This is a genomic window from Flavobacterium sp. 1, assembly GCF_002797935.1.
Classification (GTDB): Bacteria; Bacteroidota; Bacteroidia; order Flavobacteriales; family Flavobacteriaceae; genus Flavobacterium.
In genome coordinates this window covers 4,433,345-4,458,895 of record NZ_PGER01000001.1, presented here as the reverse complement: position 1 = coordinate 4,458,895, position 25,551 = coordinate 4,433,345, and the positions used below count along the sequence as shown (strand labels likewise).

Here is a 25,551-nt window from a genome sequence, read left to right as displayed (position 1 = left end):
GATAGAAGTGGAAATCCTCACGATTTTTTTCGGGAGATTGAAACGAATAGCGGGAACCATATCTCCTAAAAATGCCAAATCTTTCTGCTCCAAAAAAAATATATGATTCCAGTTGTAACAAAGTTATAGCACCAACGCCAAATTAAAAATGAAAAACGGATTAATTAACAAAGTTTTAAAACGATACGGATTAATATTGCGTAATTAATAAAATAGAAAATAGTACTTTTGTCCGTCATTAAAGAACCGAAAATTAAAAAATGGAAATAGTTATCAAGCTTTCTCAATTTTTATTGAGCTTATCATTACTTATTATACTTCACGAATTAGGGCATTTCATTCCTGCAAAATTATTCAAAACCAGAGTCGAGAAATTTTATTTATTTTTTGATGTAAAATATTCACTGTTTAAAAAACAAATTGGTGAAACTGTTTATGGTATTGGGTGGCTTCCTCTTGGCGGTTATGTGAAAATTTCCGGCATGATAGACGAAAGCATGGACAAGGAACAAATGGCTTTGCCTCCGCAGCCATGGGAATTTCGTTCTAAACCGGCTTGGCAGCGTTTGATTATCATGCTTGGCGGTGTAACAGTAAATTTCATACTTGCTTTCATTATATATATAGGTATGGCGTATGCTTACGGAGATTCCTATATTTCAAATGCCGATATGAAAGACGGTCTTTTGATCGAAAACCAAGCGATGATTAATACTGGATTTAAATCAGGGGACAAAATCGTTGCTGTTGATGGTGAAAAAATCATACGTTTTGACAAAGAGATTAACTCCAAAGTTATTGTGGCCAAAGAAGTGGTTATCGAAAGAAATGGCATCGAACAAATGATTAAAATGCCAAATGATTTTATTGATCAATTGTCAAAATTTGAAAAAGAACCATTGGCTACCATAAGAATCCCTTTTGTCATTGGTAACATAGCCGATGAATCCTTAAACCAAAATCTTAAGGCAAAAGATATTCTTTTGTCACTAAATGGTCAGACTACAAAATACCTTGACCAAGCCAAAGTAATTTTAGAAAAAAACAAGAATAAAACAGTTTCAGCAGTGATTTTGAGAAATCAAAAACAAACAACGTTAAACCTAAAAGTAAATAAGGAAGGTAAATTAGGCGTTCAGCTTGGCGCTTTGGGTCTTGATTCTTTGGAGAAACTAGGATATTACAAAATAACGCATCAAAAATACAGTTTCCTTGAATCCATACCTTTTGGAATTGAAAAAGGAAAAGATCAATTGGTAGGATACGGAAAACAATTAAAAACCATATTCAATCCAGAAACCAAAGCGTACAAACAAGTAGGCGGATTCCATGCTATTTATAATATTTTTCCAAGTTCTTGGAGCTGGGAAGTTTTCTGGAGCATTACAGCAATTTTATCAATTATGCTTGGTGTGATGAATTTATTGCCTATTCCGGTACTTGATGGTGGTCACGTAATGTTTTTGTTGTTTGAAATCGTAAGCGGTAAGAAGCCAAGCGACAAATTCTTAGAGAATGCCCAAATGGTTGGTTTTGTACTTCTTATCTCATTACTATTGTTTGCTAATGGGAACGATATTTATAAAGCGATTGTAGGCAAATAAAAAAGAATATTATTTTTGCTTTTTTTGTTTGCTACATTTAAATTTAATCCTATATTTGCACTCGCTAAAAAGAGCAACAACTTCCTCCTTAGCTCAGTTGGTTAGAGCATCTGACTGTTAATCAGAGGGTCCTTGGTTCGAGCCCAAGAGGGGGAGCAAACTTTTTTTAGCAAACATACATACCTTTAAGGTGATTCCTCCTTAGCTCAGTTGGTTAGAGCATCTGACTGTTAATCAGAGGGTCCTTGGTTCGAGCCCAAGAGGGGGAGCAATAGTGGAAAAGCCATTCTTCGGAATGGTTTTTTTATTTCTATACTTTGCGAACCCCGTAAAATATAGCCATAAGCTCAACTAAATTATTCTCAGAACTGGTTCGAAAACATTCTTTTTCGAGTATTATATTCTCAGGGTAAATAACCCTTAAAAACGACCCTTTTCAATTTTACAGATGGTTGAACACATTCTCCAACTGACACAATAATTCAACTGAATTATCCACATATTTCATCAAATCAATATCATTTTCTTTTAATGAATCAATACGATTCTCGAAGTCATTGATTTTATCAGAACACCTATATTGCTTTACGGTAATAAACTACCTCGAGGCAGAGCCCCAGAGATATTAAATCGAATTTTTATTTATTTCGAAGCAGAGCTTCGAGGAATTAAACCTAAAGAGATTAAAAAAATGAAGCGATACCATTTAGAATTCTCAACTATTAATTCATTCACTTTCTTAACCATCAAAGGAAACAAACCATTATAAGGCTCATCTAACAAAACAAATTTTGAAGAGTTATTGAGAATGATTTTGATCTCCAGATAACATAATTCTCCTCCCTACAAATGAGCGATTTTCTTATCTAACATTGTGCAGATCATTTTGTCAGTATAAAACTCAGGGATCTTCTCTTTATGAACCGATAGCTTTATTGCTTTTTTAACTGAAAATGCACTAGGAATATAATTATCCTGAGGCAAATAACAGGGCATTCGCTTTTAAAAAATTTAAAAATAGTAATTCAAACGGCTTTCAGAAATGGAAGCCGTTTTTTTAGTAATACTCATTCTGTCTAAATAAAGAAAAATTTAGGACTCGTCTTTTGTAGTACGAACTAAACTAATTCCTGACATAAAAAACACGATTCCAAGTATTCCGTAAATAATTAATGACTTAACATCTCTTGTTTCGCCAGATGTCCCTGCGAATATAACTGCTGTGTAAATAAGACCAACAATTCCCAGAATTATAAGCAATCCTCCAAAAAATCTTTTAAGATTCATAATTTCTGTTTTTTTAGCTTCATGGTAAATTTATAATCTTATGAATTTTATGTGTTATAAAATTACTCCTAAAAGTTATATCATTTATAGAATAAGACAATTATACAGAATTTATGAAGCCGTTAATATTTCTTAAAAATTTCACCTTACTTTGTTTCAAGTTTAAAAACAAATGAATCAAATTCTCTACAAAAACACGCAAATTTCGTACTCAGATTCTGGAAAAGGAACAATTGTAGTCTTGCTACATGGCTTTTTGGAAAATAAAACCATGTGGGATTTCTATGTTTCAGAATTAAGTAAAAAATACCAAATCATAACCATCTATTTATTGGGGGGCATGGGGAAACAGAAAGTTTGGGTTATATCCAAACGATGAAAGAAAATGCCGATGTGGTCCACGAGGTTTTATCTAAATTATGAAGAAAACTTGGAACAAATAAAAAGCACCGAAGTTGAATTAATTACTCTTTCGGGCGGACACATGAGCTCTATTGAAAGCCAAGCCGAAACTGTTTTAGCAGACTTTTTCAAAAGAATCTAAAGCATTCCTTCTTTCAAATATCCTTTTTCTATCAACTCATCTTTACAAAGCAGATGGTGTGCCTTGCCTTCTTTGAGTAAAACCAGTTTTGTAGATACTTTGATTACATTTTCATAATTATGATCCGAAATAATAATTCCTTTAGTCTTAGAATTGGCAGCTATTAATTCATTTACTTTCTCAACTATCAAAGGAGACAAACCATTATAAGGCTCATCTAACAAAACAAATTTTGAAGAGTTATTAAGAATAATTTTGATTTCCAGATAACGTAATTCTCCTCCCGACAAATGAGCAATTTTCTTACCTAACATTGTGCAGATCATTTTGTCAGCATAAAACTCAGGAATCTTCTCTTTATGAACTGATAGCTTTATCGCTTTTTTTACTGAAAATGCACTAGGAATATAATTATCCTGAGGCAAATAACTAATCTCTGCAAATAGATCTTTGGTCTTGGTTTTAACACTACCATCAACTCTAACAAACTTAAAATCGGCTGCAGTTGTCCCAAAAATAATCTTAAGTAAAGTCGATTTCCCCGAACCATTTCTGCCAAGAAGTCCAATAATGTCTTTTGTATTGCATTTTAAGTAAACATCCGACAATATGTTTTTATTGTCAAAAGATTTCTGAACGCTGTCAATCTCTAATAAATGTTTTTTCAAAATAATTTCTTTACCAAATTAAAAACAAAAACAGAAATTACTAAAAAAACAAAAGTAAAACCCCAAGAAAAAAGCCAAAGCTGTATTCTAGAAATTTGATTGTTAAAATAAAACACATACTCTTTTTTAGCATTAACTTCCTTGAAAAGCAAACTTAAAACAAAACCAAAAGAGAGTACAGAATAATTAAAAGCTATTGATCCTCCAAAAAGAAAAACAAAAAAACTCACAGCAAAATTAACCGCGAGAGTACTTTTGAAAAACTCAAACAGATTGTTCCATTTTTTACTCATTCTGTTATAAAATTTTCTCCTCAAAAGGAATTGCTGCATCTGAAATTTCATGCAATAACAAAACAATTTGCTCTAAATAATTAAACCGGATTTCATTGTTTATAATCGAAATACTCTCTTTATCTTTTTTAAAATTAAAAGGTAAAAATCCTGACTTTAAGTTTTTAAAAGAAATAATTCCCGCCTCAATAGGCTTACCATTGGCATTTTCCTCATACATATAAGCATACGTCAAAACCTGGATAATTTTATCGTTTTTAATATCATCTGTCAATCCTTTCCATGATTTAAGAGTAACATTTGTCTTTTCGACTTTACCCGTTTTGTAATCAATAATTCTGATGATTCCGTTGCGTTCTTCAATCCTGTCCACATTTCCTCTAATCAAAACAGGAAAAGGGAGACTTGGATGTTGCACCATTCTTTCGAACGTTTTTTCAAGCTCCAAAATCTTGATGGCATCACCATTTTTAATGCTTTCTAATTCTACTTTCAGGAAATTAAAAACATTTCTTTTTGCTACTTCAAAAGCCAGCAAATTTCTGCCTTTTTTGATTTCTCCCTCTTTATAAACCAATTTAAATTGAATCAAAACTTCGGAATCAATTTGCTTGATACAATTTTGAATATCTGTTTCAGAAATAAATTTACCAATGAAAGGGGTATATAAAACCCGTAAAGTCTCGTGAATAATAGTCCCCAACGTATTCAAAGCAATATTTTCCTCCACTTCTTCCACTTCACTAATACGAAGAATCTTTTGAAAATAAAACTGAATCGGATTCCGGATATAACTCGTCAACGCCGAAGGAGAAAAGCCTTTTTCGGCTATTTCTTTCAAGCGCAACAATACTTTCTCCGATTTCGGGATTTTTATAGGCTGATAAGCCGTTTCGGGCAAAACTGCATTGTAAATTTCATGGGTTAAAGCATGGTTAGGCTGTTTCTCAACTTCTAATTGGGTAATAAACCTGCTTTTTTCACCAGCATCCAGACCTTCACTTTCGGTATTATAAAGTAAATAAATATTTTTGGCCCGCTGCAGTAAATGATAAAAGTGATACGTATAAATGGCGTCTTTCTCTTTAAAAGTTGGCAGTCCCAATTCACGCTTTACATCATAAGGGATAAACGAATTTTGCGATTTACCTGCCGGAAATTTGCCCTCATTCATAGAAGTAATAATAACTGTCTCGAAGTCCAAAACCCTGCTTTCAAGGACACCCATAATCTGCAGTCCATTTAAAGGTTCCCCTTCAAAAGAGACTTCCGCCAAATCTATCACTTGTTTATAAATTGCATGTAATGTATCAATCGTGTCTATTTCTTTGTGCTGTAAATAGTAATTAATGAGTTTATTAATCACTTTAAAAATGGCATAGACAAAAGTTTTGGCTATTTTTTCTTCTTCATTTTCATTGCTCAAATTATTCTTAACCTTCAGCAATAAACTAGAGATTATTTCCAAAACGGCAATAGAACCTTTCTCCCATTTTTGGAATACAAGCAAAAATAAATCACTTGAATTATCATTTAATTCCAATAATTTATGATGGCTGATAAAAGTATAATTGTTTTTATTAATAATCCCAACCAACGCACTTGTGTTAGCATAAGGCTCAATTAACGGATGGGTGAGTATATCTAAAACATCTTTATAATAAAACACATAGTTGTTATTGCTCCTTGACAATGCATTAGTGTGCATTTTAAACAATTTAGCAATCAGAATTTGAGCTGGGTTATTCTTGCTGGAATATCCCATGGTAATATTCAAAGCCCTAACAGTATCAGGTAAAGAATATAACAGCGGAATTAACAGATTCTCTTCTCCCAAAACAATAGCCACTTTATCAAGAGATTCATTTGGATTTCCATTACTGATACTTGCTATAATACTTCCTGCAATCTTCGCCTGACCAATCGTTTTTGGAGTCCCTATCACCTGAATATTTTTGACCACTGAAAAATCATCAACTATCCACTCAAAAGGATTTGACTTATAATGTTTCCAGTTTTCTTTAAAACGGCGCACAAATAAGCCAGCGTCATGGTAAGGATCATTTAGAAACGTTACATCGACATCCCAATAAATTTTTGCCCGATCTGAAGCAATAAGATGTTGAATTATTTTTTCCTCTGAAGCATTTAAGGCATTGAAACCTGCAAAAATGAATTGTTTGCTTTTTATCGATTTGGAAAAATTATCAATATTTTTTACAGCTTCACGATATATTAATCCTTGATATCCGATTCCCTTTTTTAGTAAATGTTCATAAAGAGACTGGTAATATTTGGGCAGTAATTTCCAAAAATCAATGTAATTTTCGAGTAATTGGGTTTTATTTTCGACTTCAATACCCCATTTTTTAATATCTTCAATATCCTTTAAGTAAGATAAAACATGATCTGGATCTAATAAGTAACGATCAATTTCATTAAAATCCTGAAGAAGTGTTTTTGCCCAATTGGCAAAAAGCTCAAATGACTGCTGATTCTTTTTCTCCGTGATAGACAAGTAAACCCCATAAAATTCGAAAAGCAATTCAATAGGATCAATTGTTCTTACCTCAGCAATATTTTGGACAAAATCTTCGATGCTAATTATTTCGGGTGAAAATATATTCTCTTCTATTTGATTTTTTAATGCTTCAACAAGAAATATTTTTGCCCGTTTGTTCGGCAAGACCACTATAGTATCAGCAACTCTATTATAATACTCTGATATTATTACTGTAGCAATTCTATCTAAAAAAGAAATATTTGTCATTTTATAAATATAAAAAAAGCCATTCAATTAAGAATGGCTTTTTAAAATTATTTAGATAATTAGATTACAATTTACCTTCGTATATTGTTCCTATGTGTCTAATTTCAGTTCTTCTGTTAAGTGCTCTACCTTCTTTAGTTTTGTTATCAGCAACTGGTTTAGTTGAACCAAATCCAGCAGAAGTTAAGTTAGCAGGGTTAACACCTTTTTCAATTAACTTATCCATAACAACTTTAGCTCTGTCTTCAGAAAGTTTTTGGTTTATTTTAGCACTACCAGTATTATCTGTGTGACCTTCTATAGCGAATTTAGCGTTAGGGTAGTTTTTAAGGATTTCTTTAATCGCTTCTAATCTACCATCTGTAGCTCCTTTATCAGCAGTCTCCAATACAGCTTTACCAGTTACAAAATATACTGCTCTAGCTTGTACTTTAAGTTCTTGCAATACTTGCTCAGTTACTTCTGGACATCCTTTATTACTTGCAGGACCAGGTACTGCAGGACAAGCATCTTCTTTATCAATTACACCATCTTTATCAGAATCTAATTCAGGACATCCGCCATTTGAAACAGGACCAGCAACTGTAGGACATTTGTCTGAAGCATCAGTTACACCGTCACCGTCAGTATCAGGACAACCTTGGAATTGTTTTAAACCTGCAACTGAAGGACAAGCGTCATCAGGATCAGCTACACCGTCACCATCTGTATCAGCACAACCTTGGAATTCCGCCGTACCAGCAACTGTTGGACATTTATCTTTAGAATCTTCGATACCATCAGCATCAGTATCAGGACAACCGTTGAATTGTTTTAAACCTGCAACTTCCGGACAAGCGTCATCTTTATCATAGATTCCGTCTCCATCAGTATCTTTAGCACCAAACTTGAAAACAAGACCCGCAGAATATTGAGTGTAAGAAGGAGCATCTGGGGTTTTTCCGTCTGCATATGTTCTGTCTCCGAAAGATTTCTTGTAAGTCCCTAATAATGAAAGACCAACGTTTTCAGTAAACCAAATATTTAATCCAACTCCTGGATTAACAGTACCGTAGCTTTCATCTCCTAAGAAAGTATAACCACCACCAACACTTAATGTAGGCTCTAATACTTTAGACTTAATTAACTCCATAAAACTATAAGTAACAGTTGCATCAATACCGTAGTACATTAAATCTCCAGGATTTACAACAACATTGGGAGCAGTTACGAACTTATCAATTTTATTAATTGAACCAGTAAGTCCAACTATAAAACCACTACCTACGTATCTAGAAACGTTGATATAAGAAACTGAAGGAAGTATATTCCAGTTGTCACTTACCTTAAATGGTTGGTCAAAATGACTCGTAAAGTCATCACCAGCACTAGATCTGTAGTCAATCGCATTTACTCCAAAACCGATTGCCCATTTATTGTTACTGTCTTGTGCTTGAGAGCTTAATCCCATCACCATCGTTACAGCAACTAAAAGTTTGTTAAGATGTTTCATACTTTGTTATTTTATTTACAATTAGTTAATTTCAAACAAAAATAGAACGATTTTCTGTAATATCAAAATCATTTGTTAAATAAAACACTTCGCAAATTGAAATTTTAACAATTATATTACTGCAAGTCTTTGTCCTACGACCATAAAAGCACGAATTGCCTTATCCAAATGCTCTTTTGTATGAGCTGCTGATAACTGTACTCTAATCCTTGCTTTTTCTTTAGGAACCACTGGAAAAAAGAATCCTATTACATATACTCCTTCTTTCAACAGCTCATTAGCCATCGTTTGAGCTAATTTTGCATCATATAACATTACAGGCACTATAGCCGAATCCCCTTCAACTATATCAAATCCAGCTTTTTTCATTTCGTTTTTAAAGTAATTAGTATTCCACTCTAACTGATCTCTTAGGACAGTATCCTTTTCTAACAATTCAAATACCTTTATAGATGCACCAACAATAGCTGGAGCCAATGAATTTGAAAACAAATACGGTCTGGAACGCTGACGCAATAACTCAATTATTTCCTTTTTAGCTGTTGTATATCCTCCCATTGCTCCCCCCAAGGCTTTTCCCAAAGTACCTGTTATAATATCTACACGCCCCATAACGCCTTTGGCCTCGAGCGTTCCTTTTCCTGTTGCCCCGATAAATCCTGCAGCATGACATTCATCAACCATAACCAAAGCGTCGTACTTATCAGCCAGATCACATATTTTATCTAATGGAGCTACAACTCCATCCATAGAAAATACGCCATCAGTAACAATTATTTTGAAACGAACTCCAGATTCATTTGCTTTAATCAATTGTTGTTCTAAATCCTCCATATTGCTATTTTCATAGCGATAACGACTAGCTTTACACAAACGCACTCCATCAATTATAGAAGCATGATTCAGACTATCTGATATAATTGCATCGTTTTCTCCAAATAAAGGCTCAAAAACGCCTCCATTTGCGTCAAAAGCTGCCGCATATAATATGGTATCTTCTGTTCCATAAAAATCGGCTATCTTTTTTTCCAATGTTTTATGAATATCTTGCGTTCCACAAATAAAACGAACAGACGACATTCCAAAACCATGAGTATCCATAGCGTCTTTAGCAGCTTGGACTACTTCCGGATGTGAAGACAACCCTAAATAATTATTGGCACAAAAATTCAAAACCGTTTCTCCTGTCGAAATGGTGATTTCGGCTCCTTGTGATGAAGTAATTATTCTTTCTTTTTTAAAAATTCCGTTTTCTTCAATAGTTTGAAGTTCTGATTGTAAGTGTTGTTGGATTTTACCGTACATTTTATTGAGATTTAAATCTTAAAGTTTAAAAGCGAAAGCGCAATAAACTTCGTTAGTTGACAATTTATTTAATTTTTCACAAATGTACTACATCGATTTTGGCTCCTATATACACAAGCGCCTTTTTTAGCACTTTGAAGCCCATTTTTTCAATAGCCATTTGGTAATTTTCCAATTGATATTTATATTTCGGATTTGGAAGACCTGTTTTATAATCTAATAAAAAAACTTCTTTTTCTTTATTAATTACTATTCGGTCGGGCTTAATAGTACCACTTACTTTTTGAATAATCGTTTTTTCATTCAAAACTTCATTTCCTTCAGCAAAATGCTCAACTAAATCTTGATGATTCACTATTTCAATAATTGCATTATAAACAATATCTTTTTGAAGTATTGTAATTAATCCATTCTCAATTGCTTTATTAATTGCTAATTCCACATCGTTTTTTGTTGCTATAAAAGAAAGTATTTCATGTATTACATTACCAAATTCAATAGCTTCCTGTTGATGCGTTCCCCACATTAATGCTTCCCTTTGGGCTATTTTTATGTTTTTGGGATTCAGTACTTCCGAAACAATAGGAATGTTTTTGGTTGTGTCGATATGTTTTTCTTTTGCAGACAACTTAGTTGAACTCCCAAATGAATATTCTAATTGATCTTCATCGTAAAGCCCTTGTTGTATCAAATATTTTATGAAAAATGAAGCCATATTACTTGGATATTCTCCATCTTTTCTGAGCTTTATATTTTGAGAAATAACGTACAATTGCTCTTCAGCCCTGGTTAAAGCCACGTACAATACATTAATGTTATCCAACAATTCTTCCTGTTTTTTTAGATTATAAACCGCAGAAGCTTCTTCTCCAAATTCTTCAATGGCACTACTGTTATCCACTAAAACTTTTGGCATGTCAAAATCCTGTTCTTCCGAGTTAAGCCATAACTTATCTTTCGGTTTTCTATTATAGTCTTCTTCGGCAAAAGGCATTATTACAACTGGAAATTCCAATCCTTTTGATTTATGAATGGTCATTATACGAACAGCATTTGTACCTTCGGGAGAAGGAATGCTAAATTTCTCCGAATTTTTCTCCCAATAATTCAAGAAATCTGAAATTCCGGCCTGATTACGAACATCTCGTTCTAAAACAATGTCCAGAAAATATTGAACATAAGCCCCCCCGCCCCCGAAGGGGGAGCTGACAAACTAGACGTAAGCTTTTCCTCAATCTTAGTAGCTACCCCTTCGGGGGCGGGGGGGCTAGGAATTTTGAAACAATAATTTCAACGGCTTCATACAATGATTTTTTTCTAATGTTTTGAAATGAGAGTTCTATGTTACAGTTTTCAAGCCACTTTTCGAAAGCTGCTTCCTCTCTCAATTCCATCCCTTTGGCTATAAAATCATGAACAGGCAATTCATCTTGTTTATTATCTGCCAAATACTGCAAAAAATAAGCCTTTGACTCCAAATCCGAACTATTCTTTAAATATTTTAAAATGTGAATAATCAACCGAACTTCAGTTGCATTTTGAATCATCAATGTTTCAGAGGACAAGAGCGGAATGCTTTGCTCCGTTAAATAATTGGCGACAGCAATTCCTTGGCTTCGTTTTCGGGTCAGAATTACAATATCTTTGTATTCAAAACCATCTTTTACAGCTTTTTGAATAGTATTTAGCGTAGCCAAAACATATAAATCTGTTTTATCCAATGTCTCTTCATCCTCTTCTGAAGATTCAATTTCTGGTAAAAATGAAATATTTACATAACCGCCTGCCTTATTGTTTATCTTTTGCCGACTGTGGTTTTCGTATAAATCTTTATAATCTGCATTACTGAATTCATTGGACAATAATTGAAAAAAGTCATTGTTGAATTCGATTATTTGCGAATAACTTCTATAATTTTTATCTAAATGTTCCAGTTTTTTTTCAGGATTACTGAACGGATTTTGATCTTTACTCAATTCTATAAACTGTTCGGCTTTACCACCACGCCAACGGTAAATGGATTGTTTTGGATCACCAACAATCATTAAAGTTCCTTTTTGACCTGAATCGTCCTGTCCTGAAAGCGCATTGTCAATAAGCGGAATCAAATTTTGCCATTGCATTTCGGAAGTATCCTGAAATTCGTCAATAAAAAAGTGACGGTAACGTTCTCCTAATCGTTCATATATAAAAGGAGCGGGCTGATTTTGGATTTCGCGATGAATAATAGCATTGAACTCGGATATCGAAAGTACATTTTGTTCGTTTTGAATTTTTGTCAATTCATTGCTAACCGTATTCAGCAATGACAAAGGTGTGATGTTTTTTAGGAAGGCTTTATAAAAATTTCGTTTTTCGAAATTTTTATAAACTAACGTAAGATTTTGTAACAAATCGGGAATAATATTTTCGATTAAAGCTCTGTCTTTTGCCGTTTTATTGATCGCAATATCTTCGAACTCCCGAAACATCTTGTTTTTTGAATTGAATTTTCTATCCGCAATACTTTGAAGATGATTGGGAAAAGTTCCTCTGGAAAATGATTTTAAATCAATTGCATTTTTATCAATTAATGATAGTAATTCACTTGCAAGAGCTGCATTTTCTTTTTCCAAATCTTTACAGACTTGAACTAATTTTTCTTTTACGGCTATAAAATCACTGATCGATTTGTCGTGAAAATGGGTAATTTCATTTCGGTTATTTTCATTAAGGACTAATTTTCCCGTTTCCAAAATTTCACGTGAAATATCCCAAGATTTATCATCATCGGTTTTTTCCATCGTGAAATCGATAAGCAGCTTAGTTAACGTTTCATCTTCACCCGCTTGCGCTATGATCGCATCTACGGCTTCTGTTAATAGGTTTTCTGTGTCCAAAGTCACTTCGAAAGTCATTGGCAATCCCAAATCGTGTGCAAAAGCCCGGATAACTTTGTGGGTGAATTTATCAATCGTGGATATATCAAAAGCGGCATAATTGTGAATAATGTGCTTGATGATTTGCTGGGATTTGATTTTAATCTGAATTATGGAAAGTCCTGTATCCACAGATAAATCCTGCATTAAATCTGATGCTTTGGAATTAGGCTCTTCTTTGACAAATTCAGACAAACTGCCAACGATCCGGCTTTTCATTTCGTGAACCGCTTTGTTGGTAAACGTAATGGCAAGAATATTTCGATACGCGTCATTCTTGTGTGCCGTTAAAATAATTTTGAGATATTCTTTAACAAGAGCGTATGTTTTTCCGGAACCTGCCGAGGCATCATATATGGCGAAAGAAGGTCTTTCCATTTGGATTTTAGATTGTAAATTAACAATTTTATTTCTGATCTGTACTAATGTTTCCTGAAATTCCAAATGCCCCAGCCCTGATGGAAGGGAAAATCCTTTTTATCTCGTCTTTTTCGACGAGATAAAAAGATTGGAATGACAGCAGGAAATAGCTCCTTATCACTCGGATTAATATAATCAGAATTGTATTATCATTTTATTTGATGGGATTATAACAAAATAGAATTTTATATTCCAAAGTTAAATGTTTAATTTTGAATAAAATATTTATAAATCATTAAACGACTATATTATGGCTTTTGAATTACCACAATTACCTTATGCGTATGACGCATTAGAACCACATATTGATGCCCGCACAATGGAAATACACCATTCAAAGCATCACAATGCTTACACTACAAACTTGAATGCAGCTATTGCAGGAACTGATTTGGAAGGGAAAACTATCGAAAATATCTTAATAAATCTTGATAAATCTAATGCAGCCGTTCGTAACAATGGCGGAGGTTTTTACAATCACAATTTATTTTGGACGGTTATGTCTGCTGATGGAGGCGGATTACCAACTGGTGAATTGCTAGTGGCTATCGAAAGTTCTTTTGGGACTTTTGAAGAATTTAAAGCAAAATTTGCTAAAGCTGGAGCTACTCAATTTGGTTCAGGATGGGCTTGGCTATGTGTACAAAAAGGAGGTAAACTTGATGTTTGCGGCACTCCAAATCAAGATAATCCTTTGATGCCGGAAGTTGGCTGTGGCGGAACTCCAATTTTAGGAATGGATGTTTGGGAACATGCTTACTATTTGAATTATCAAAACAGAAGACCTGATTATATTGAAGCTTTTTTCAATGTGATTAACTGGACTGAAGTGTCAAGACGTTTTGCTTTAGAAAAATAGTTAGAAGAAATAGAGTAAACAATATTGAGAATAGACGGATGAACCTAGAGTTTGTTCGTCTATTTTTTTTGTACATACTTTTTTCTAAATTCTATTTTCTTTTTGAGACTTTATACCAATAAAAAAGGTGAAATGTTACTTTCACCTTTTTTGCCCCAAATCTACCATAAACTTAACCTACTAAAAATTATGGTAGTCAAATATACATTGTAAAAAACTATTTCTAAATTATTTTCGATGAATGTCTTATAAAATCGTCAAACGGTTAATTCATTCATATTCAACAAGTTTAATTCATGTTTATTCAATAATTAACGACTCTTTGTTGGGATAATAAAAATCAAAAGGTGACTTTATGCCAATAAAAAAGGTGAAATTTTACTTTCACCCTTTTTGCCCCAAATCTACCATAAACTTAACCTACTAAAAATTATGGTAGTCAAATATACATTGTAAAAAACTATTTCTAAATTATTTTCGATGAATGCCCAATAAACTCGTTTAACTAATAGTTAACTGTAATACAGTATGTTTTATTGGTGCTTATCTGGCTGTAAATGTGTCTTCAGATAATAAAAACCTAGCTTTATACCAATAAAAAAGGTGAAATTTTACTTTCACCCTTTTTGCCCCAAATCTACCATAAACTTAACCTACTAAATTATGGTAGAGCAAATATACTTTGGCATTAATGATTTTAAAAATAAATTCGACAAAGTACCTACATACCCGATAATCGGACAATATGACTAATATGCTCTGGCGTCTTTACCTTCATAAAAGTTCATAAAAGCTCTGTTTACCACACGATTCCCTCCTGGAGTAGGATAATCACCAGTGAAGTACCAATCTCCTAAATTTTTTGGACAAGCGATATGCAAATCTTCAACTGTTTGGAAAATGATTTTTACTTCCGCATTAATATCTGATGAACTAAGCATTTCGGCAATTTTATCTGATATTTCCTGAGAAGTGAAAGAATCATATATTGCAGTAACATAATTCACAACATCATTGTCATGATAGTTTTCCTGAGCTTTACATTTAGCATAAACTTCATCAACAATATGATACAGGTTTCTTTCTTTCAACAACTCTAAAGCTGCTCTAAAAGCAACTAATCCTTCCAGTTTTGCCATATCAATTCCATAACAGTCAGGATAACGGATTTGTGGCGCAGAGGAAACAATTACAATCCTTTTTGGTTTTAGACGATCCATCATTTTAATGATACTCATCTTAAGAGTTGTTCCTCTTACAATACTATCATCAATAATTACAAGATTGTCCGTTGGTTTGATTACTCCATAAGTCACATCATAGACGTGAGCCACTAGATCATCTCTACTGCTGTCTTCGGTAATAAAAGTTCTCAGCTTAGCATCCTTTATGGCAACTTTTTCAGTTCTAATTTTTACAGAAAGTAATTTTTCTAAAGAGTCAACTGTTAAGGTATCTTTGTTTTCCAGAATAAAATTTTTCTTTCTTTGGTTCAAAAAGTCCTGAGCCGCTTCAACCAAACCGTAAAAAGAAGTTTCGGCAGTATTTGGAATGTACGAAAAAACAGTATTGTCTGTATCATTATCAATAGATTCTAAAACTGCTGGCAAAATCAGTTTCCCTAAATCTTTACGTTCTTGATAAATTTCAGCATCACTCCCTCTTGAGAAATAGATGCGCTCAAATGAACATGCCTTTTTTACAGTTGGAGTCAGAATTTCTTTCATAGAAATATCTCCACTTTTCTTAATAATCAAAGCACTTCCCGGGTCAATTTCTTTCACTTTCTCAAACGGAACATTAAATACTGTCTGAATAACAGGTCTTTCAGAAGCCACTACCACAATTTCATCATCCTGATAATAATACGCTGGGCGTATTCCTGCTGGATCTCTAAAAACAAAAGCATCACCATGACCTAAAAGACCAGCCATAGCATATCCTCCATCTAAATTTTTGGATGAACGTGCCAAAATTTTGGCAATATCAAGTCTTTCAGCAATAACCGGAGATGCCTCTCTTTTGGAATAACCTTCAGCCTTACAGTCTTGGTAGAGCTGCATAACTTCTTTATCAAGAAAGTGACCGATTTTTTCCATTACTGTAACAGTATCCGCCATTTCCTTTGGATGCTGACCTAATTCAACTAAATTTTGAAAAAGTTCTTTAACATTAGTCATATTAAAGTTTCCTGCCAAAATCAGGTTTCTATGCATCCAGTTACTCTGACGTAAAAACGGATGAACGCTTTCTATACTGTTTTTACCAAAAGTTCCATAACGAACATGTCCTAAATACAATTCCCCGATATAAGGAATATTTGCTTTAAGCTTCTGGACATCATCTGCATACTCAGGATGAGCTTCCATTTCTTCGTTTACCCTCTCATTTATTTGCTTGAAAACATCCTGAATTGGCTGTGCATGATTGGAACGAACACGGCTTATGTATCTTTCACCCGGTTCTACATCCATTTTAATACTTGCAAAACCAGCACCGTCTTGACCGCGATTGTGCTGTTTCTCCATCATCAAGTACATTTTTTGTATGCCATAAAAAGCAGTACCATACTTTTCTTTATAAAATTCGAGAGGTTTTAAAAGTCTAACTAAAGCTATCCCACATTCGTGTTTTAAAGCGTCGCTCATTGTTTTGTTGTTTGTAGTTGTTGGTGTCTGTATAACGTTTCTTTAAACTAAATACGAAGCAAATTCGTACTGCATCTTATAAATATTGACTGTATTAATTAAAAAAAGCCTCACATCGAGGCTTTAGAACATTATAATTCTATATCAAACTGGGTCAGAGATTTGAACTGTTTCAGTCTTGAGACCACTTCAGCCTCCTCTAAATCAACCATCCTTTCTGTCCCAAATTTCTCTACACAGAAGGAAGCTAAATTCGAACCATAAATTATTGCATTTTTCATGTTTTCAAAAGAAACATTTTCACTTTGTGTTATATATCCTGAAAATCCTCCTGCAAATGTATCACCTGCACCAGTTGGATCAAAAACTTCTTCTAATGGTAATGCTGGCGCAAAGAAAATTTCTTTACCATGAAATAATAGAGCTCCGTGTTCCCCTTTTTTAATTACCACATATTTTGGTCCCATTTCATGGATTTTTGCAGCGGCTTTAACTAAAGAATATTCTCCTGAAAGCTGACGCGCTTCTTCATCATTAATCGTAATAACATCTACTCTTTTGATTATAGCCAATAATTCCGGCAAGGCACAATCCATCCAAAAGTTCATGGTGTCTAGAACCACTAATTTTGGTTTGGTTTCCATTTGATCCAAAACACTGCTTTGCACTAAAGGATGTAAGTTCCCTAACATCACAATTTCGGCATTTTTATAATCCTGAGGTACTTTTGGCTGAAAATCTGCCAAAACATTTAATTCGGTCACTAAAGTATCTCTTGAATTTAAATCATTGTGATACAACCCGCTCCAGAAAAAAGTTTTTCCTCCTTTAACAACTTCAATTCCGGAAATATCAATATTTCTGTCTGTTAACAAATCCAGATATTCTTGTGGAAAATCATCACCAACAACAGAAACTATAGCTGATTTTACATTAAAAAAGGAAGCAGATATTCCTATATAAGTTGCTGCTCCGCCTAGAATTTTGTCTGTTTTTCCAAAAGGAGTTTCAATCGCGTCGAAAGCTACTGTTCCAACAATCAATAATTTATTCATTATATGAGTTTCGAATTAGGGTGCAAAGATAGTTCTTAAGTTGCAATATTGCAAAGAGTCAAGCAGTCAAAGTTTTCATAAAAATTTACCCTCTTCTTTTTCGTAAAAAGCATCAATAGAAAGCTGCTTTTGCATAGAAGCCATAACAGCTAATTCGTCACATCTTTCATTTTGAGGATGATTGTTGTGTCCCTTTATCCATTTGAAATCAACACGGTGTTTTTTATTCACAACTAAAAAACGTTTCCATAAGTCGGGATTTTTCTTTCCTGCAAAACCTTTCTTTTCCCAGCCGAAAACCCATTTCTTCTGCACAGAATCTACAACATACTTTGAATCTGAAATAACTAAGACTGCAGTATTCTCCTTTTTAAGTTTTTCCAAACCTACAATAACAGCTAATAATTCCATTCTGTTATTTGTGGTATGCCTGAAACCCTCATAGAATTCTTTCTTATAAGGTTTCCCTACCCATTCCATCACAACTCCATATCCTCCATTACCAGGATTCCCTTTAGCCGCTCCGTCAGTATATATGTGTACGTCGTATTCCAAAGTATGAAATTAGAAGTTAGAAATTAGAAGTTTTTCGATAACCTCTGGAAAATGTTTTTGTTCCAGTTCATGAATTTTTACAGCAACAGATTCTGGTGTATCACTTTCAGAAAGACTGACATTCTGCTGAAATATAATATTCCCTTCATCATAGTTTTCATTTACATAATGAATAGTTATGCCCGTTTCTTTTTCTTTATTTTCTACAACAGCTTTATGAATATTGATTCCATACATTCCTTTTCCGCCAAATTTTGGCAATAAGGCAGGATGTATATTTATGACGGCATTTGGATAAGCTCCAATCAAATCATCAGGAAATTTTAACAGAAAACCAGCTAAAACTATCAAATCGGGCTGAAATTTATTCACGATTTGTAATACTTTTCCTGAATTTAAATCATCTTTTGAAAAAATTACAGCAGGAACATCTAATTTTTTTGCTTTACCAAGAACCCCCGCATTAGAATTATTTGAGAAAACCGCTACTACAGTTCCAACAGATCTGCTTTCGAAATATTTTATAATATTTTCAGCGTTAGACCCCGATCCAGAAGCAAATATCAGTATTCTTTTCATAATTCTGTTTTTAAATTTTATGCAAAAAAAGGAATAAAAAACGAAAATAAATAGGTTTACGAAATCTTTGTTGGAATAAATTTTATAAATTAGTACACACATTTATTCACTAAATAGTTGTTTTAAAATAAAGTTGTTTTATTTTTGCCAACAAATTAAATTCTAAAATTAAAAGATTATGTCAGACATTGCATCAAGAGTAAAAGCGATTATCGTAGACAAATTAGGTGTTGACGAAAACGAAGTTGTAACAGAAGCAAGCTTCACTAATGATTTGGGAGCTGACTCATTAGACACTGTTGAGCTTATTATGGAATTCGAAAAAGAATTTGACATTCAGATTCCAGACGATCAAGCAGAAAACATTGCTACTGTAGGTCAAGCTATCTCTTACATCGAGGAAGCTAAAAAATAATAATTATACACCCGATTACTAAAATTCTATAATTTTTAATCGGGTGTTATTATTTGAATAAATTAAATTTTCGATTGAAATTCAATCAAATTATATTTACATTAAACACCCATGATCCTTTTATTTACTTTTTATAGTATAGAAAGCATGGGCTTTATTTGTTAAAAGATAACAAAAATAAAAACGTTATGGTTTTAAGAAGAGTTGTTGTAACAGGCCTTGGTGCTCTTACTCCCATTGGTAATACTATTGAAGAATTTTGGAATGGCTTAATTAATGGCGTTAGTGGTGCTGCACCAATAACGTATTTTGATGCATCAAAATTTAGAACAAAATTTGCCTGTGAAGTAAAAAACTTCAATGTCGAAGATTTTATTGACAGAAAAGAAGCCAGAAAAATGGACCGTTACGCACAATACGCTATGGTTGCATCTGACCAAGCTGTAAATGATGCTAATTTTGATTATGACAAATTAGATAAAGATAGAGTAGGTGTCATTTGGGGTTCAGGAATTGGAGGATTAGAAACTTTTCAAATAGAAGTTCTTAATTTTTCAGCAGGTGATGGCACTCCAAAATTCAATCCTTTCTTCATACCAAAAATGATTGCTGATATAGCTGGTGGTCTTATTTCAATGAAACATGGATTTAGAGGTCCAAATTTCACCACAGTTTCCGCTTGTGCATCATCAACAAATGCTATCATTGATGCCTTCAATTACATTCGTCTGGGGCATGCTGACGTAATGGTAACTGGTGGCTCAGAAGCTGCTGTAACAATTGCAGGAATGGGAGGTTTTAATGCTATGCATGCCTTATCCACCAGAAATGATGATCCAAAAACAGCTTCCAGACCTATGGATAAAGATAGAGACGGATTTGTACTAGGAGAAGGTGCTGGAGCATTAATTCTAGAAGAATACGAGCACGCTGTAGCACGTGGCGCAACAATATATTGCGAAATTGGAGGTGGCGGAATGTCTGCAGATGCTTATCACATTACAGCACCGCACCCTGAGGGATTAGGAGCTAAAAATGTAATGTTAAACTGTTTAAGAGATGCAGGTCTAGAACCAGCAGATGTAGACGGTGTAAACATGCACGGGACTTCAACCCCGCTTGGTGATATTGGAGAATCTAAAGCAATTCTACATGTTTTTGGAGAACATGCTTATACGATGAATTTGAATTCTACTAAATCAATGACAGGCCATTTACTTGGTGCTACTGGAGCAATTGAAGCAATATCATGTATTCTTTCATTAAAATACGGAATTGTACCTCCAACCATAAATCATTTTACAGATGATGAAAATATTGACCCAAAATTAAACTTTACCTTTAACGTTGCTCAAAAAAGAGAAATGAACGTTATTATGAGTAATACATTTGGATTTGGCGGTCACAATGCTTGTGTTTTGGTTAAAAAATTAGATTACAAAGCATAAAATGCATTTTCTAAAAAAAATATTCTCAAAATCCCGTTCTCAAGAAGACGGGATTTTTTTTAATTCAATTCAGATTATACTTGGATTTGAACCAATTACTCTAGAGTTTTACAAGAAAGCTTTTACACACCGCTCCTCAAACCGTATCGATTTGAAAGGTAATCCCGTTAACTACGAGAGACTTGAGTTTTTGGGTGATGCTATGCTAAGTTCGGTTATTGCGGCCTACTTATTTAATGAAGCTCCGTTAGGAGATGAAGGCTATTTAACAAAAATGCGTTCAAAAATAGTAAGTAGAGAGCATTTGAATGAACTGGGCAAAGATTTGAACTTAATAGAGTTTGTTGAAAGTAAAGTACCTGTGCATCATTTTGGAGAAAACATACATGGCAATATATTCGAATCTTTAATTGGTGCAATCTACTTAGACAAAGGATATGAATACTGCGAAAAATTTATACAAAAAAGAGTTATAATTCCTTATGTTGACATTGCTAGATTAGAAGGAAAAGTAATTAGCTATAAAAGTCTTGTTATTGAGTGGTGCCAAAAAGAGAAAAAACAATTTCATTATGATATTTTTGAAGATAATGCAATTGATGGACAGCGTCTGTTTGGTGTTAAACTAAGTATTGATGATAAGGTTATTGCAAAAGCCAGGGCTACTTCAAAAAAGAAGGCTGAAGAAAAAGCCTCGCAACGCGCTTACTTTGCTTTTCAAGAGAAAATTGAAAGAAAATAGCTAAATGATTATCGATGCTACATCGTTTTCGTTAATAAAATATCATAATCCTAGTCAGTAAGCAACCTTTTACTAATTTAGAAATATTATATTTACAGCTTATTTTTTAATGACCATGGCAATTCATAAATTGGATTTTGGTGAATTTAACGAGATAGATTATAATCTTATCGCTATTCACACCACATTAGAAGATTACCGATTGGCTTATTTTATCAATCAAAGACTTCATGTAAACCTGAATAAATCTATCAAAGAAATTCAAATTACTGATAAGGAAGGAGAAGTTCATTTTTCTAGATTTCATTATTATGAAAAGAAAAAAGATATCTCTTGGGATTTGATACAAAATATAAACGAAGTCATTCAACAAAAAAAAGAAGACAATCAAGGTTTGTTTACAAATTTTGACTTAGAAGTAGCAAAAAAAGTGTATATGATTCCTGAATTTAAAAAAGTAAACTACTTTTTGAAAATAGAAAACAGCGAAGACAACACCAATCTTTTGGAAATTCAAAGTGAGCTGAATTCAATTGATCAAATAGCTGCTAACTATATTGTTGACATAAATAAGATAAAATCTAAAAACAATTTAATTTTTTAAAAAAAATGCTTACGAACAAAAAAACCAAAATTGTAGCCACACTTGGGCCTGCATGTAGTACACGAGAAATCATTAAGGATATGATTGAGGCAGGTGTAAATGTATTTAGAGTAAATTTTTCTCATGCTGATTACGAAGATGTTAAAAATAAAATCAACATTATACGCGGTATAAACGAAGAGTTTGGATACACTACTGGAATTCTTGGAGATTTACAAGGCCCTAAACTTCGTGTTGGAGTTATGGAAGATGGAGTTGTTGTCAACGATGGTGATTTAATCACTTTCACAACAGCTGAAGACATACTAGGTACTTCAAAAAAGGTATTCATGAAATACCAAAATTTCCCAAATGATGTTAATCCTGGAGAAAGAATACTACTTGACGATGGAAAATTAATTTTTGAAATTGTTTCAACAGATAAAAAAACTGAGGTTGTTGCCCGTGTTATACAAGGAGGTGAATTGAAATCAAAGAAAGGGGTAAATTTACCAAACACTAAAATTTCATTACCTGCATTGACTGAAAAAGACATTGCTGATGCCATTTTTGCAATAGAACAAAAATTAGACTGGATTGCACTTTCATTTGTTAAAACTCCTAGAGACTTACAAGATTTACAAGAATTAATTGCAAAACACTCAGACTATAAAATTCCAATTATAGCCAAAATCGAAATGCCAGAGGCATTAGAAAATATGGACAGAATTGTAGCTTATTGTGATGCATTAATGGTTGCCAGAGGTGACTTAGGTGTTGAATTACCTGCTCACGAAGTGCCTTTAGTTCAAAAAGAATTAATCCACAGAGCTAAAACGGCTAGAATCCCAGTAATTGTAGCTACTCAAATGATGGAGACTATGATTACCAGCTTGACTCCAACTCGTGCTGAAGTAAATGACGTAGCAAACTCTGTTATGGATGGAGCTGATGCTGTAATGCTATCAGGTGAAACTGCTACTGGAAATTACCCAGTACAGGTAATTCAAAAAATGACCCAAATTCTTGAAGCAGTTGAAGATTCACCGCTTATTCAAGTTCCTCAAAACTCTCCACAAGTAAGAACAAACCGTTTTATCACTAAAACAGTTTGCCAGCATGCTGCTACAATGGCTAATGTAATCAAAGCTAAAGCTATTTGTACTTTAACAAACAGCGGTTATACGGCATTCCAAATTTCAGCTTGGAGACCATCTGCACATATTTTAGTATTTACATCAAACAAAAGAATTTTAACCCAACTTAATTTATTATGGGGAGTAAAATCTTTTTATTATGAAAAATCAGTAAGTACGGATGATACCGTTACTGACGTAAATAATATTGTAAAAGAAAAAGGATTTGTGAAAAAAGGAGATTTCTTAATCAACTTGGCTGCGATGCCAATTACAGAAAAAGGAATGGTGAATACCTTAAGAATTTCTGAAATAGAATAACTTTTAGTTCATCAAATATATTAGACCGTCTTGAATCTTTAAAAATTCAAGACGGTTTTTTCATTTAAAATTTTAATTATTTTTACAGAAATAAATCCCAGCTAAATGAATCATTTTTTACTGTTTGTCACTATTTTGCTGTTGCCTTGCAGTTCATTAGCCCAAAAAAATTCAGATGCTTTATTATCTGAAATAGACCAAACTATTGAAAACAATTCCTTTTACACCAAAAATAAAGAAAAGGAAATTACTCAGCTTAAATCGCTTTTAAGAAAAAACAGCATTCCAATTTCCAGATACGAGATTACGCAAAAACTGTACATTAATTACAGTTCCTATCAATCTGACTCAGCTTTAGCTTATGCCAGAAAAAATCTTCAGGCCGCAAAAATCGTTAAAGAATCTGATAAATTAAATCAGTCCGAAATAAATCTCGTGTCTATAATGGGAACATTAGGCATGTACAAAGAAGCTATCGATATTCTAAATTCCATTACTATATCACCAAATTCTTCTCTAAAAGGAGCTTTTTACGGTGTCAGCAAAACAATTTATGGACAAATGGCCGATAACGCTTCTTCTCAGCAGGAAAAAGAAAAATATCTTCTGCTTTCAAAAAAATACCGGGATTCCTGTGTCGCCTATTACCCAACTAATTCTGTATCGTATATTATAGCTAAAGCCGATTGGAATTTAGACCATAAAAAACCTGATGAAACGCTGCGTTTATTACTTCCCTATTTTCCAAAAATCCATCACAGCAATTCTAATCGGCCGATTATATCCTATATTATTTCACAAGCCTACAAACAAAAAAATGACAGATTAAAAGAAAAAAAATGGCTGAGCATCTCTGCCTTATCCGACTTGCATTTATCCAAAAAAGAATATATTTCACTCCGTTCATTAGCATTTTTGCTTTATGAAGATGGCGACATAGAGCGGGCTTATACCTATATCAAGCGTTCGCTGGATGATGCAGTTTTGTGCAACGCACGTTTGAGAACTTATGAAATATCAAAAATGCTCCCAATCATCAGTGAATCCTATCAGCAGCAAAATGAAACCAACAAGTTTCAATTAGTTATTTTTTTAATTAGTGCCGGTTTCTTGGTACTTGTTTTATTAGCGCTTTTGTTTTTACTTTTTAAGCAAATGAAAAAATTAGCTACTGCAAAAAAAGAATTGAGTTTGTCCAATGATAAACTTTCTGAATTGAATTCCGAGTTAAACACTTTTAATGAAAAATTAAATCTATCGAACAACACCTTATCCGAAGCCAACTTTTTAAAGGAAATTTATATTGGCCGTTATATGGATCAAAGTTCCGATTATTTAGGAAAACTGGATGAATACCAGCGGAAACTTAATGTATTGGCTACAACAGGAAAAATAAACGACCTTGTCAATACGGTAAAATCAAAAGATTATATCGAAAATGAATTAAAAGAGTTTTATGCCAATTTTGACAAAACCTTTTTGCAGTTATTCCCAGATTTTATTCGTGAGTTCAATGATTTGCTCATTCCAAATGAAAAAATCCATCCAAAAGAAGGCGAACAGCTCAATACTGAGTTACGAATTTTTGCACTCATCCGCTTGGGTATAAAAGACAGTGCCAAAATCGCTGTTTTTCTTCGTTACTCGATTTCGACTATATACAATTACCGTTCCCAGCTCAAAAACAAATCGGCTGGTCCTCGAGATGAATTTGAAGAAAGAGTAATGCAGATTGGGACAAATAGTAAATAACACGTTCATCTAAATCGATTCTTTTTTGAAGCAGAGACATTGGGCATTTTTGGTTATATGGTTCCTGCTCTTCGTTAAATCTTTGTGGTTTTAAAGGAAAACCACAAAGGATATCACTTCGATCAGGGCTAAATGATAAAAACAGGGCTTATTTGTT

General features: G+C 33.5%; 21 protein-coding genes and 2 tRNA genes. 12 read left to right on the top strand and 11 right to left on the bottom strand.

Annotated elements, in window-relative coordinates:
- Positions 1-260 precede the first annotated feature (260 nt).
- The 3 genes from rseP to CLU83_RS18050 all read left to right on the top strand — a co-directional run bounded on the left by rseP (position 261) and on the right by CLU83_RS18050 (position 1,873).
- Entirely contained in the window at positions 261-1,604 is a 1,344-nt protein-coding gene (gene rseP / locus CLU83_RS18060) for an RIP metalloprotease RseP (RefSeq protein ID WP_100432900.1), read from the top strand.
- An 82-nt stretch (positions 1,605-1,686) separates the two neighbouring features.
- Positions 1,687-1,760: transfer RNA gene (locus CLU83_RS18055), tRNA-Asn, on the top strand.
- Between the two features lie 39 nt (positions 1,761-1,799).
- Positions 1,800-1,873 (top strand) — tRNA-Asn (locus CLU83_RS18050).
- Between the two features lie 823 nt (positions 1,874-2,696).
- On the opposite strand, the gene CLU83_RS18045 is transcribed toward CLU83_RS18050, so the two are convergent.
- Positions 2,697-2,891, bottom strand: coding sequence for a hypothetical protein (locus CLU83_RS18045; protein ID WP_100432899.1), 195 nt, complete (start codon positions 2,889-2,891; stop codon positions 2,697-2,699).
- Positions 2,892-3,063: 172 nt separating this feature from the next.
- On the opposite strand from CLU83_RS18045, the gene CLU83_RS18040 reads away from it, so the two are divergent.
- Together CLU83_RS18040 and CLU83_RS22190 are read left to right on the top strand one after the other, a co-directional pair.
- Positions 3,064-3,270, top strand: coding sequence for an alpha/beta fold hydrolase (locus CLU83_RS18040; RefSeq protein ID WP_100432898.1), 207 nt, complete (start codon positions 3,064-3,066; stop codon positions 3,268-3,270).
- 6 nt (positions 3,271-3,276) lie between these two features.
- On the top strand, positions 3,277-3,435 hold the full coding sequence (locus CLU83_RS22190; protein ID WP_157802138.1) for a hypothetical protein: 159 nt from the start codon (positions 3,277-3,279) through the stop codon (positions 3,433-3,435).
- Here CLU83_RS22190 and CLU83_RS18035 read toward each other — a convergent pair.
- From CLU83_RS18035 to CLU83_RS22900, 6 genes are all read right to left on the bottom strand, one after another.
- Positions 3,432-4,103: an ATP-binding cassette domain-containing protein gene (locus CLU83_RS18035; protein ID WP_100432897.1), complete on the bottom strand. Its 672-nt coding sequence runs from the start codon at positions 4,101-4,103 to the stop codon at positions 3,432-3,434. The genes CLU83_RS22190 and CLU83_RS18035 overlap by 4 nt on opposite strands.
- 297 nt (positions 4,104-4,400) lie before the next feature.
- On the bottom strand, positions 4,401-7,166 hold the full coding sequence (locus CLU83_RS18025; RefSeq protein ID WP_100432895.1) for a PD-(D/E)XK nuclease family protein: 2,766 nt from the start codon (positions 7,164-7,166) through the stop codon (positions 4,401-4,403).
- Positions 7,167-7,230: 64 nt separating this feature from the next.
- A complete protein-coding gene (locus tag CLU83_RS18020) occupies positions 7,231-8,658 on the bottom strand; it encodes an OmpA family protein (protein ID WP_100432894.1) in 1,428 nt (475 codons plus the stop codon).
- Positions 8,659-8,769: 111 nt separating this feature from the next.
- Positions 8,770-9,963: a glycine C-acetyltransferase gene (kbl, locus tag CLU83_RS18015; protein WP_100432893.1), complete on the bottom strand. Its 1,194-nt coding sequence runs from the start codon at positions 9,961-9,963 to the stop codon at positions 8,770-8,772.
- Between the two features lie 76 nt (positions 9,964-10,039).
- Positions 10,040-11,074 (bottom strand): 3'-5' exonuclease, encoded by a 1,035-nt coding sequence (locus CLU83_RS22905; RefSeq protein ID WP_369828784.1) that lies wholly within the window; start codon positions 11,072-11,074, stop codon positions 10,040-10,042.
- A 133-nt stretch (positions 11,075-11,207) separates the two neighbouring features.
- Positions 11,208-13,259 carry a UvrD-helicase domain-containing protein gene (locus CLU83_RS22900; protein ID WP_369828783.1) on the bottom strand — a complete coding sequence of 684 codons (2,052 nt, stop codon included), beginning with the start codon at positions 13,257-13,259 and terminating at the stop codon, positions 11,208-11,210.
- A 292-nt stretch (positions 13,260-13,551) separates the two neighbouring features.
- Between CLU83_RS22900 and CLU83_RS18005 the strand changes: the two genes are divergently transcribed.
- A complete protein-coding gene (locus tag CLU83_RS18005) occupies positions 13,552-14,160 on the top strand; it encodes a superoxide dismutase (protein WP_100432892.1) in 609 nt (202 codons plus the stop codon).
- A gap of 749 nt (positions 14,161-14,909) precedes the next feature.
- Here the strand turns inward: CLU83_RS18005 and CLU83_RS18000 are convergent.
- The 4 genes from CLU83_RS18000 to CLU83_RS17985 all read right to left on the bottom strand — a co-directional run bounded on the left by CLU83_RS18000 (position 14,910) and on the right by CLU83_RS17985 (position 18,997).
- Positions 14,910-16,808 carry a hypothetical protein gene (locus CLU83_RS18000; RefSeq protein ID WP_100432891.1) on the bottom strand — a complete coding sequence of 633 codons (1,899 nt, stop codon included), beginning with the start codon at positions 16,806-16,808 and terminating at the stop codon, positions 14,910-14,912.
- 131 nt (positions 16,809-16,939) lie between these two features.
- The gene (locus tag CLU83_RS17995) at positions 16,940-17,863 is read right to left on the bottom strand and encodes a PfkB family carbohydrate kinase (protein ID WP_100432890.1); all 924 of its coding nucleotides are present in this window, start codon (positions 17,861-17,863) and stop codon (positions 16,940-16,942) included.
- Between the two features lie 75 nt (positions 17,864-17,938).
- Positions 17,939-18,418, bottom strand: a complete 480-nt coding sequence (gene rnhA / locus CLU83_RS17990; protein ID WP_100432889.1) for a ribonuclease HI — start codon at positions 18,416-18,418, stop codon at positions 17,939-17,941.
- Positions 18,419-18,427: 9 nt separating this feature from the next.
- Positions 18,428-18,997 carry a phosphoribosylglycinamide formyltransferase gene (locus CLU83_RS17985; protein ID WP_100432888.1) on the bottom strand — a complete coding sequence of 190 codons (570 nt, stop codon included), beginning with the start codon at positions 18,995-18,997 and terminating at the stop codon, positions 18,428-18,430.
- 178 nt (positions 18,998-19,175) lie between these two features.
- On the opposite strand from CLU83_RS17985, the gene CLU83_RS17980 reads away from it, so the two are divergent.
- The 6 genes from CLU83_RS17980 (at position 19,176) to CLU83_RS17955 (ending at position 25,394) form a co-directional block, all read left to right on the top strand.
- Positions 19,176-19,412 (top strand): acyl carrier protein, encoded by a 237-nt coding sequence (locus CLU83_RS17980; protein ID WP_007137004.1) that lies wholly within the window; start codon positions 19,176-19,178, stop codon positions 19,410-19,412.
- Between the two features lie 188 nt (positions 19,413-19,600).
- Entirely contained in the window at positions 19,601-20,860 is a 1,260-nt protein-coding gene (gene fabF, locus CLU83_RS17975; RefSeq protein ID WP_100433790.1) for a beta-ketoacyl-ACP synthase II, read from the top strand.
- A 1-nt stretch (position 20,861) separates the two neighbouring features.
- A complete protein-coding gene (gene rnc / locus CLU83_RS17970; RefSeq protein WP_100432887.1) occupies positions 20,862-21,602 on the top strand; it encodes a ribonuclease III in 741 nt (246 codons plus the stop codon).
- A gap of 115 nt (positions 21,603-21,717) precedes the next feature.
- Positions 21,718-22,206, top strand: a complete 489-nt coding sequence (locus CLU83_RS17965) for an IPExxxVDY family protein (RefSeq protein ID WP_100432886.1) — start codon at positions 21,718-21,720, stop codon at positions 22,204-22,206.
- A gap of 5 nt (positions 22,207-22,211) precedes the next feature.
- Positions 22,212-23,642 carry a pyruvate kinase gene (gene pyk / locus CLU83_RS17960; protein WP_100432885.1) on the top strand — a complete coding sequence of 477 codons (1,431 nt, stop codon included), beginning with the start codon at positions 22,212-22,214 and terminating at the stop codon, positions 23,640-23,642.
- Between the two features lie 105 nt (positions 23,643-23,747).
- On the top strand, positions 23,748-25,394 hold the full coding sequence (locus CLU83_RS17955; protein WP_100432884.1) for a DUF6377 domain-containing protein: 1,647 nt from the start codon (positions 23,748-23,750) through the stop codon (positions 25,392-25,394).
- Positions 25,395-25,551: the final 157 nt, after the last annotated feature.

Bases quoted from the DNA above. Each gene is read 5' to 3' on its own strand.
- CLU83_RS17985 (WP_100432888.1), bottom strand. From the start codon at position 18,997: ATGAAAAGAATACTGATATTTGCTTCTGGATCGGGGTCTAACGCTGAA.
- rseP (WP_100432900.1), top strand. From the start codon at position 261: ATGGAAATAGTTATCAAGCTTTCTCAATTTTTATTGAGCTTATCATTA.
- CLU83_RS18040 (WP_100432898.1), top strand. From the start codon at position 3,064: ATGAATCAAATTCTCTACAAAAACACGCAAATTTCGTACTCAGATTCT.
- CLU83_RS18045 (WP_100432899.1), bottom strand. From the start codon at position 2,891: ATGAATCTTAAAAGATTTTTTGGAGGATTGCTTATAATTCTGGGAATT.
- CLU83_RS18025 (WP_100432895.1), bottom strand. From the start codon at position 7,166: ATGACAAATATTTCTTTTTTAGATAGAATTGCTACAGTAATAATATCA.
- fabF (WP_100433790.1), top strand. From the start codon at position 19,601: ATGGTTTTAAGAAGAGTTGTTGTAACAGGCCTTGGTGCTCTTACTCCC.
- CLU83_RS17955 (WP_100432884.1), top strand. From the start codon at position 23,748: ATGAATCATTTTTTACTGTTTGTCACTATTTTGCTGTTGCCTTGCAGT.
- CLU83_RS22190 (WP_157802138.1), top strand. From the start codon at position 3,277: ATGCCGATGTGGTCCACGAGGTTTTATCTAAATTATGAAGAAAACTTG.
- CLU83_RS22900 (WP_369828783.1), bottom strand. From the start codon at position 13,259: ATGGAAAGACCTTCTTTCGCCATATATGATGCCTCGGCAGGTTCCGGA.
- CLU83_RS18000 (WP_100432891.1), bottom strand. From the start codon at position 16,808: ATGAGCGACGCTTTAAAACACGAATGTGGGATAGCTTTAGTTAGACTT.
- CLU83_RS18005 (WP_100432892.1), top strand. From the start codon at position 13,552: ATGGCTTTTGAATTACCACAATTACCTTATGCGTATGACGCATTAGAA.
- CLU83_RS17995 (WP_100432890.1), bottom strand. From the start codon at position 17,863: ATGAATAAATTATTGATTGTTGGAACAGTAGCTTTCGACGCGATTGAA.
- CLU83_RS18020 (WP_100432894.1), bottom strand. From the start codon at position 8,658: ATGAAACATCTTAACAAACTTTTAGTTGCTGTAACGATGGTGATGGGA.
- kbl (WP_100432893.1), bottom strand. From the start codon at position 9,963: ATGTACGGTAAAATCCAACAACACTTACAATCAGAACTTCAAACTATT.
- pyk (WP_100432885.1), top strand. From the start codon at position 22,212: ATGCTTACGAACAAAAAAACCAAAATTGTAGCCACACTTGGGCCTGCA.
- rnc (WP_100432887.1), top strand. From the start codon at position 20,862: ATGCATTTTCTAAAAAAAATATTCTCAAAATCCCGTTCTCAAGAAGAC.
- CLU83_RS17965 (WP_100432886.1), top strand. From the start codon at position 21,718: ATGGCAATTCATAAATTGGATTTTGGTGAATTTAACGAGATAGATTAT.
- CLU83_RS17980 (WP_007137004.1), top strand. From the start codon at position 19,176: ATGTCAGACATTGCATCAAGAGTAAAAGCGATTATCGTAGACAAATTA.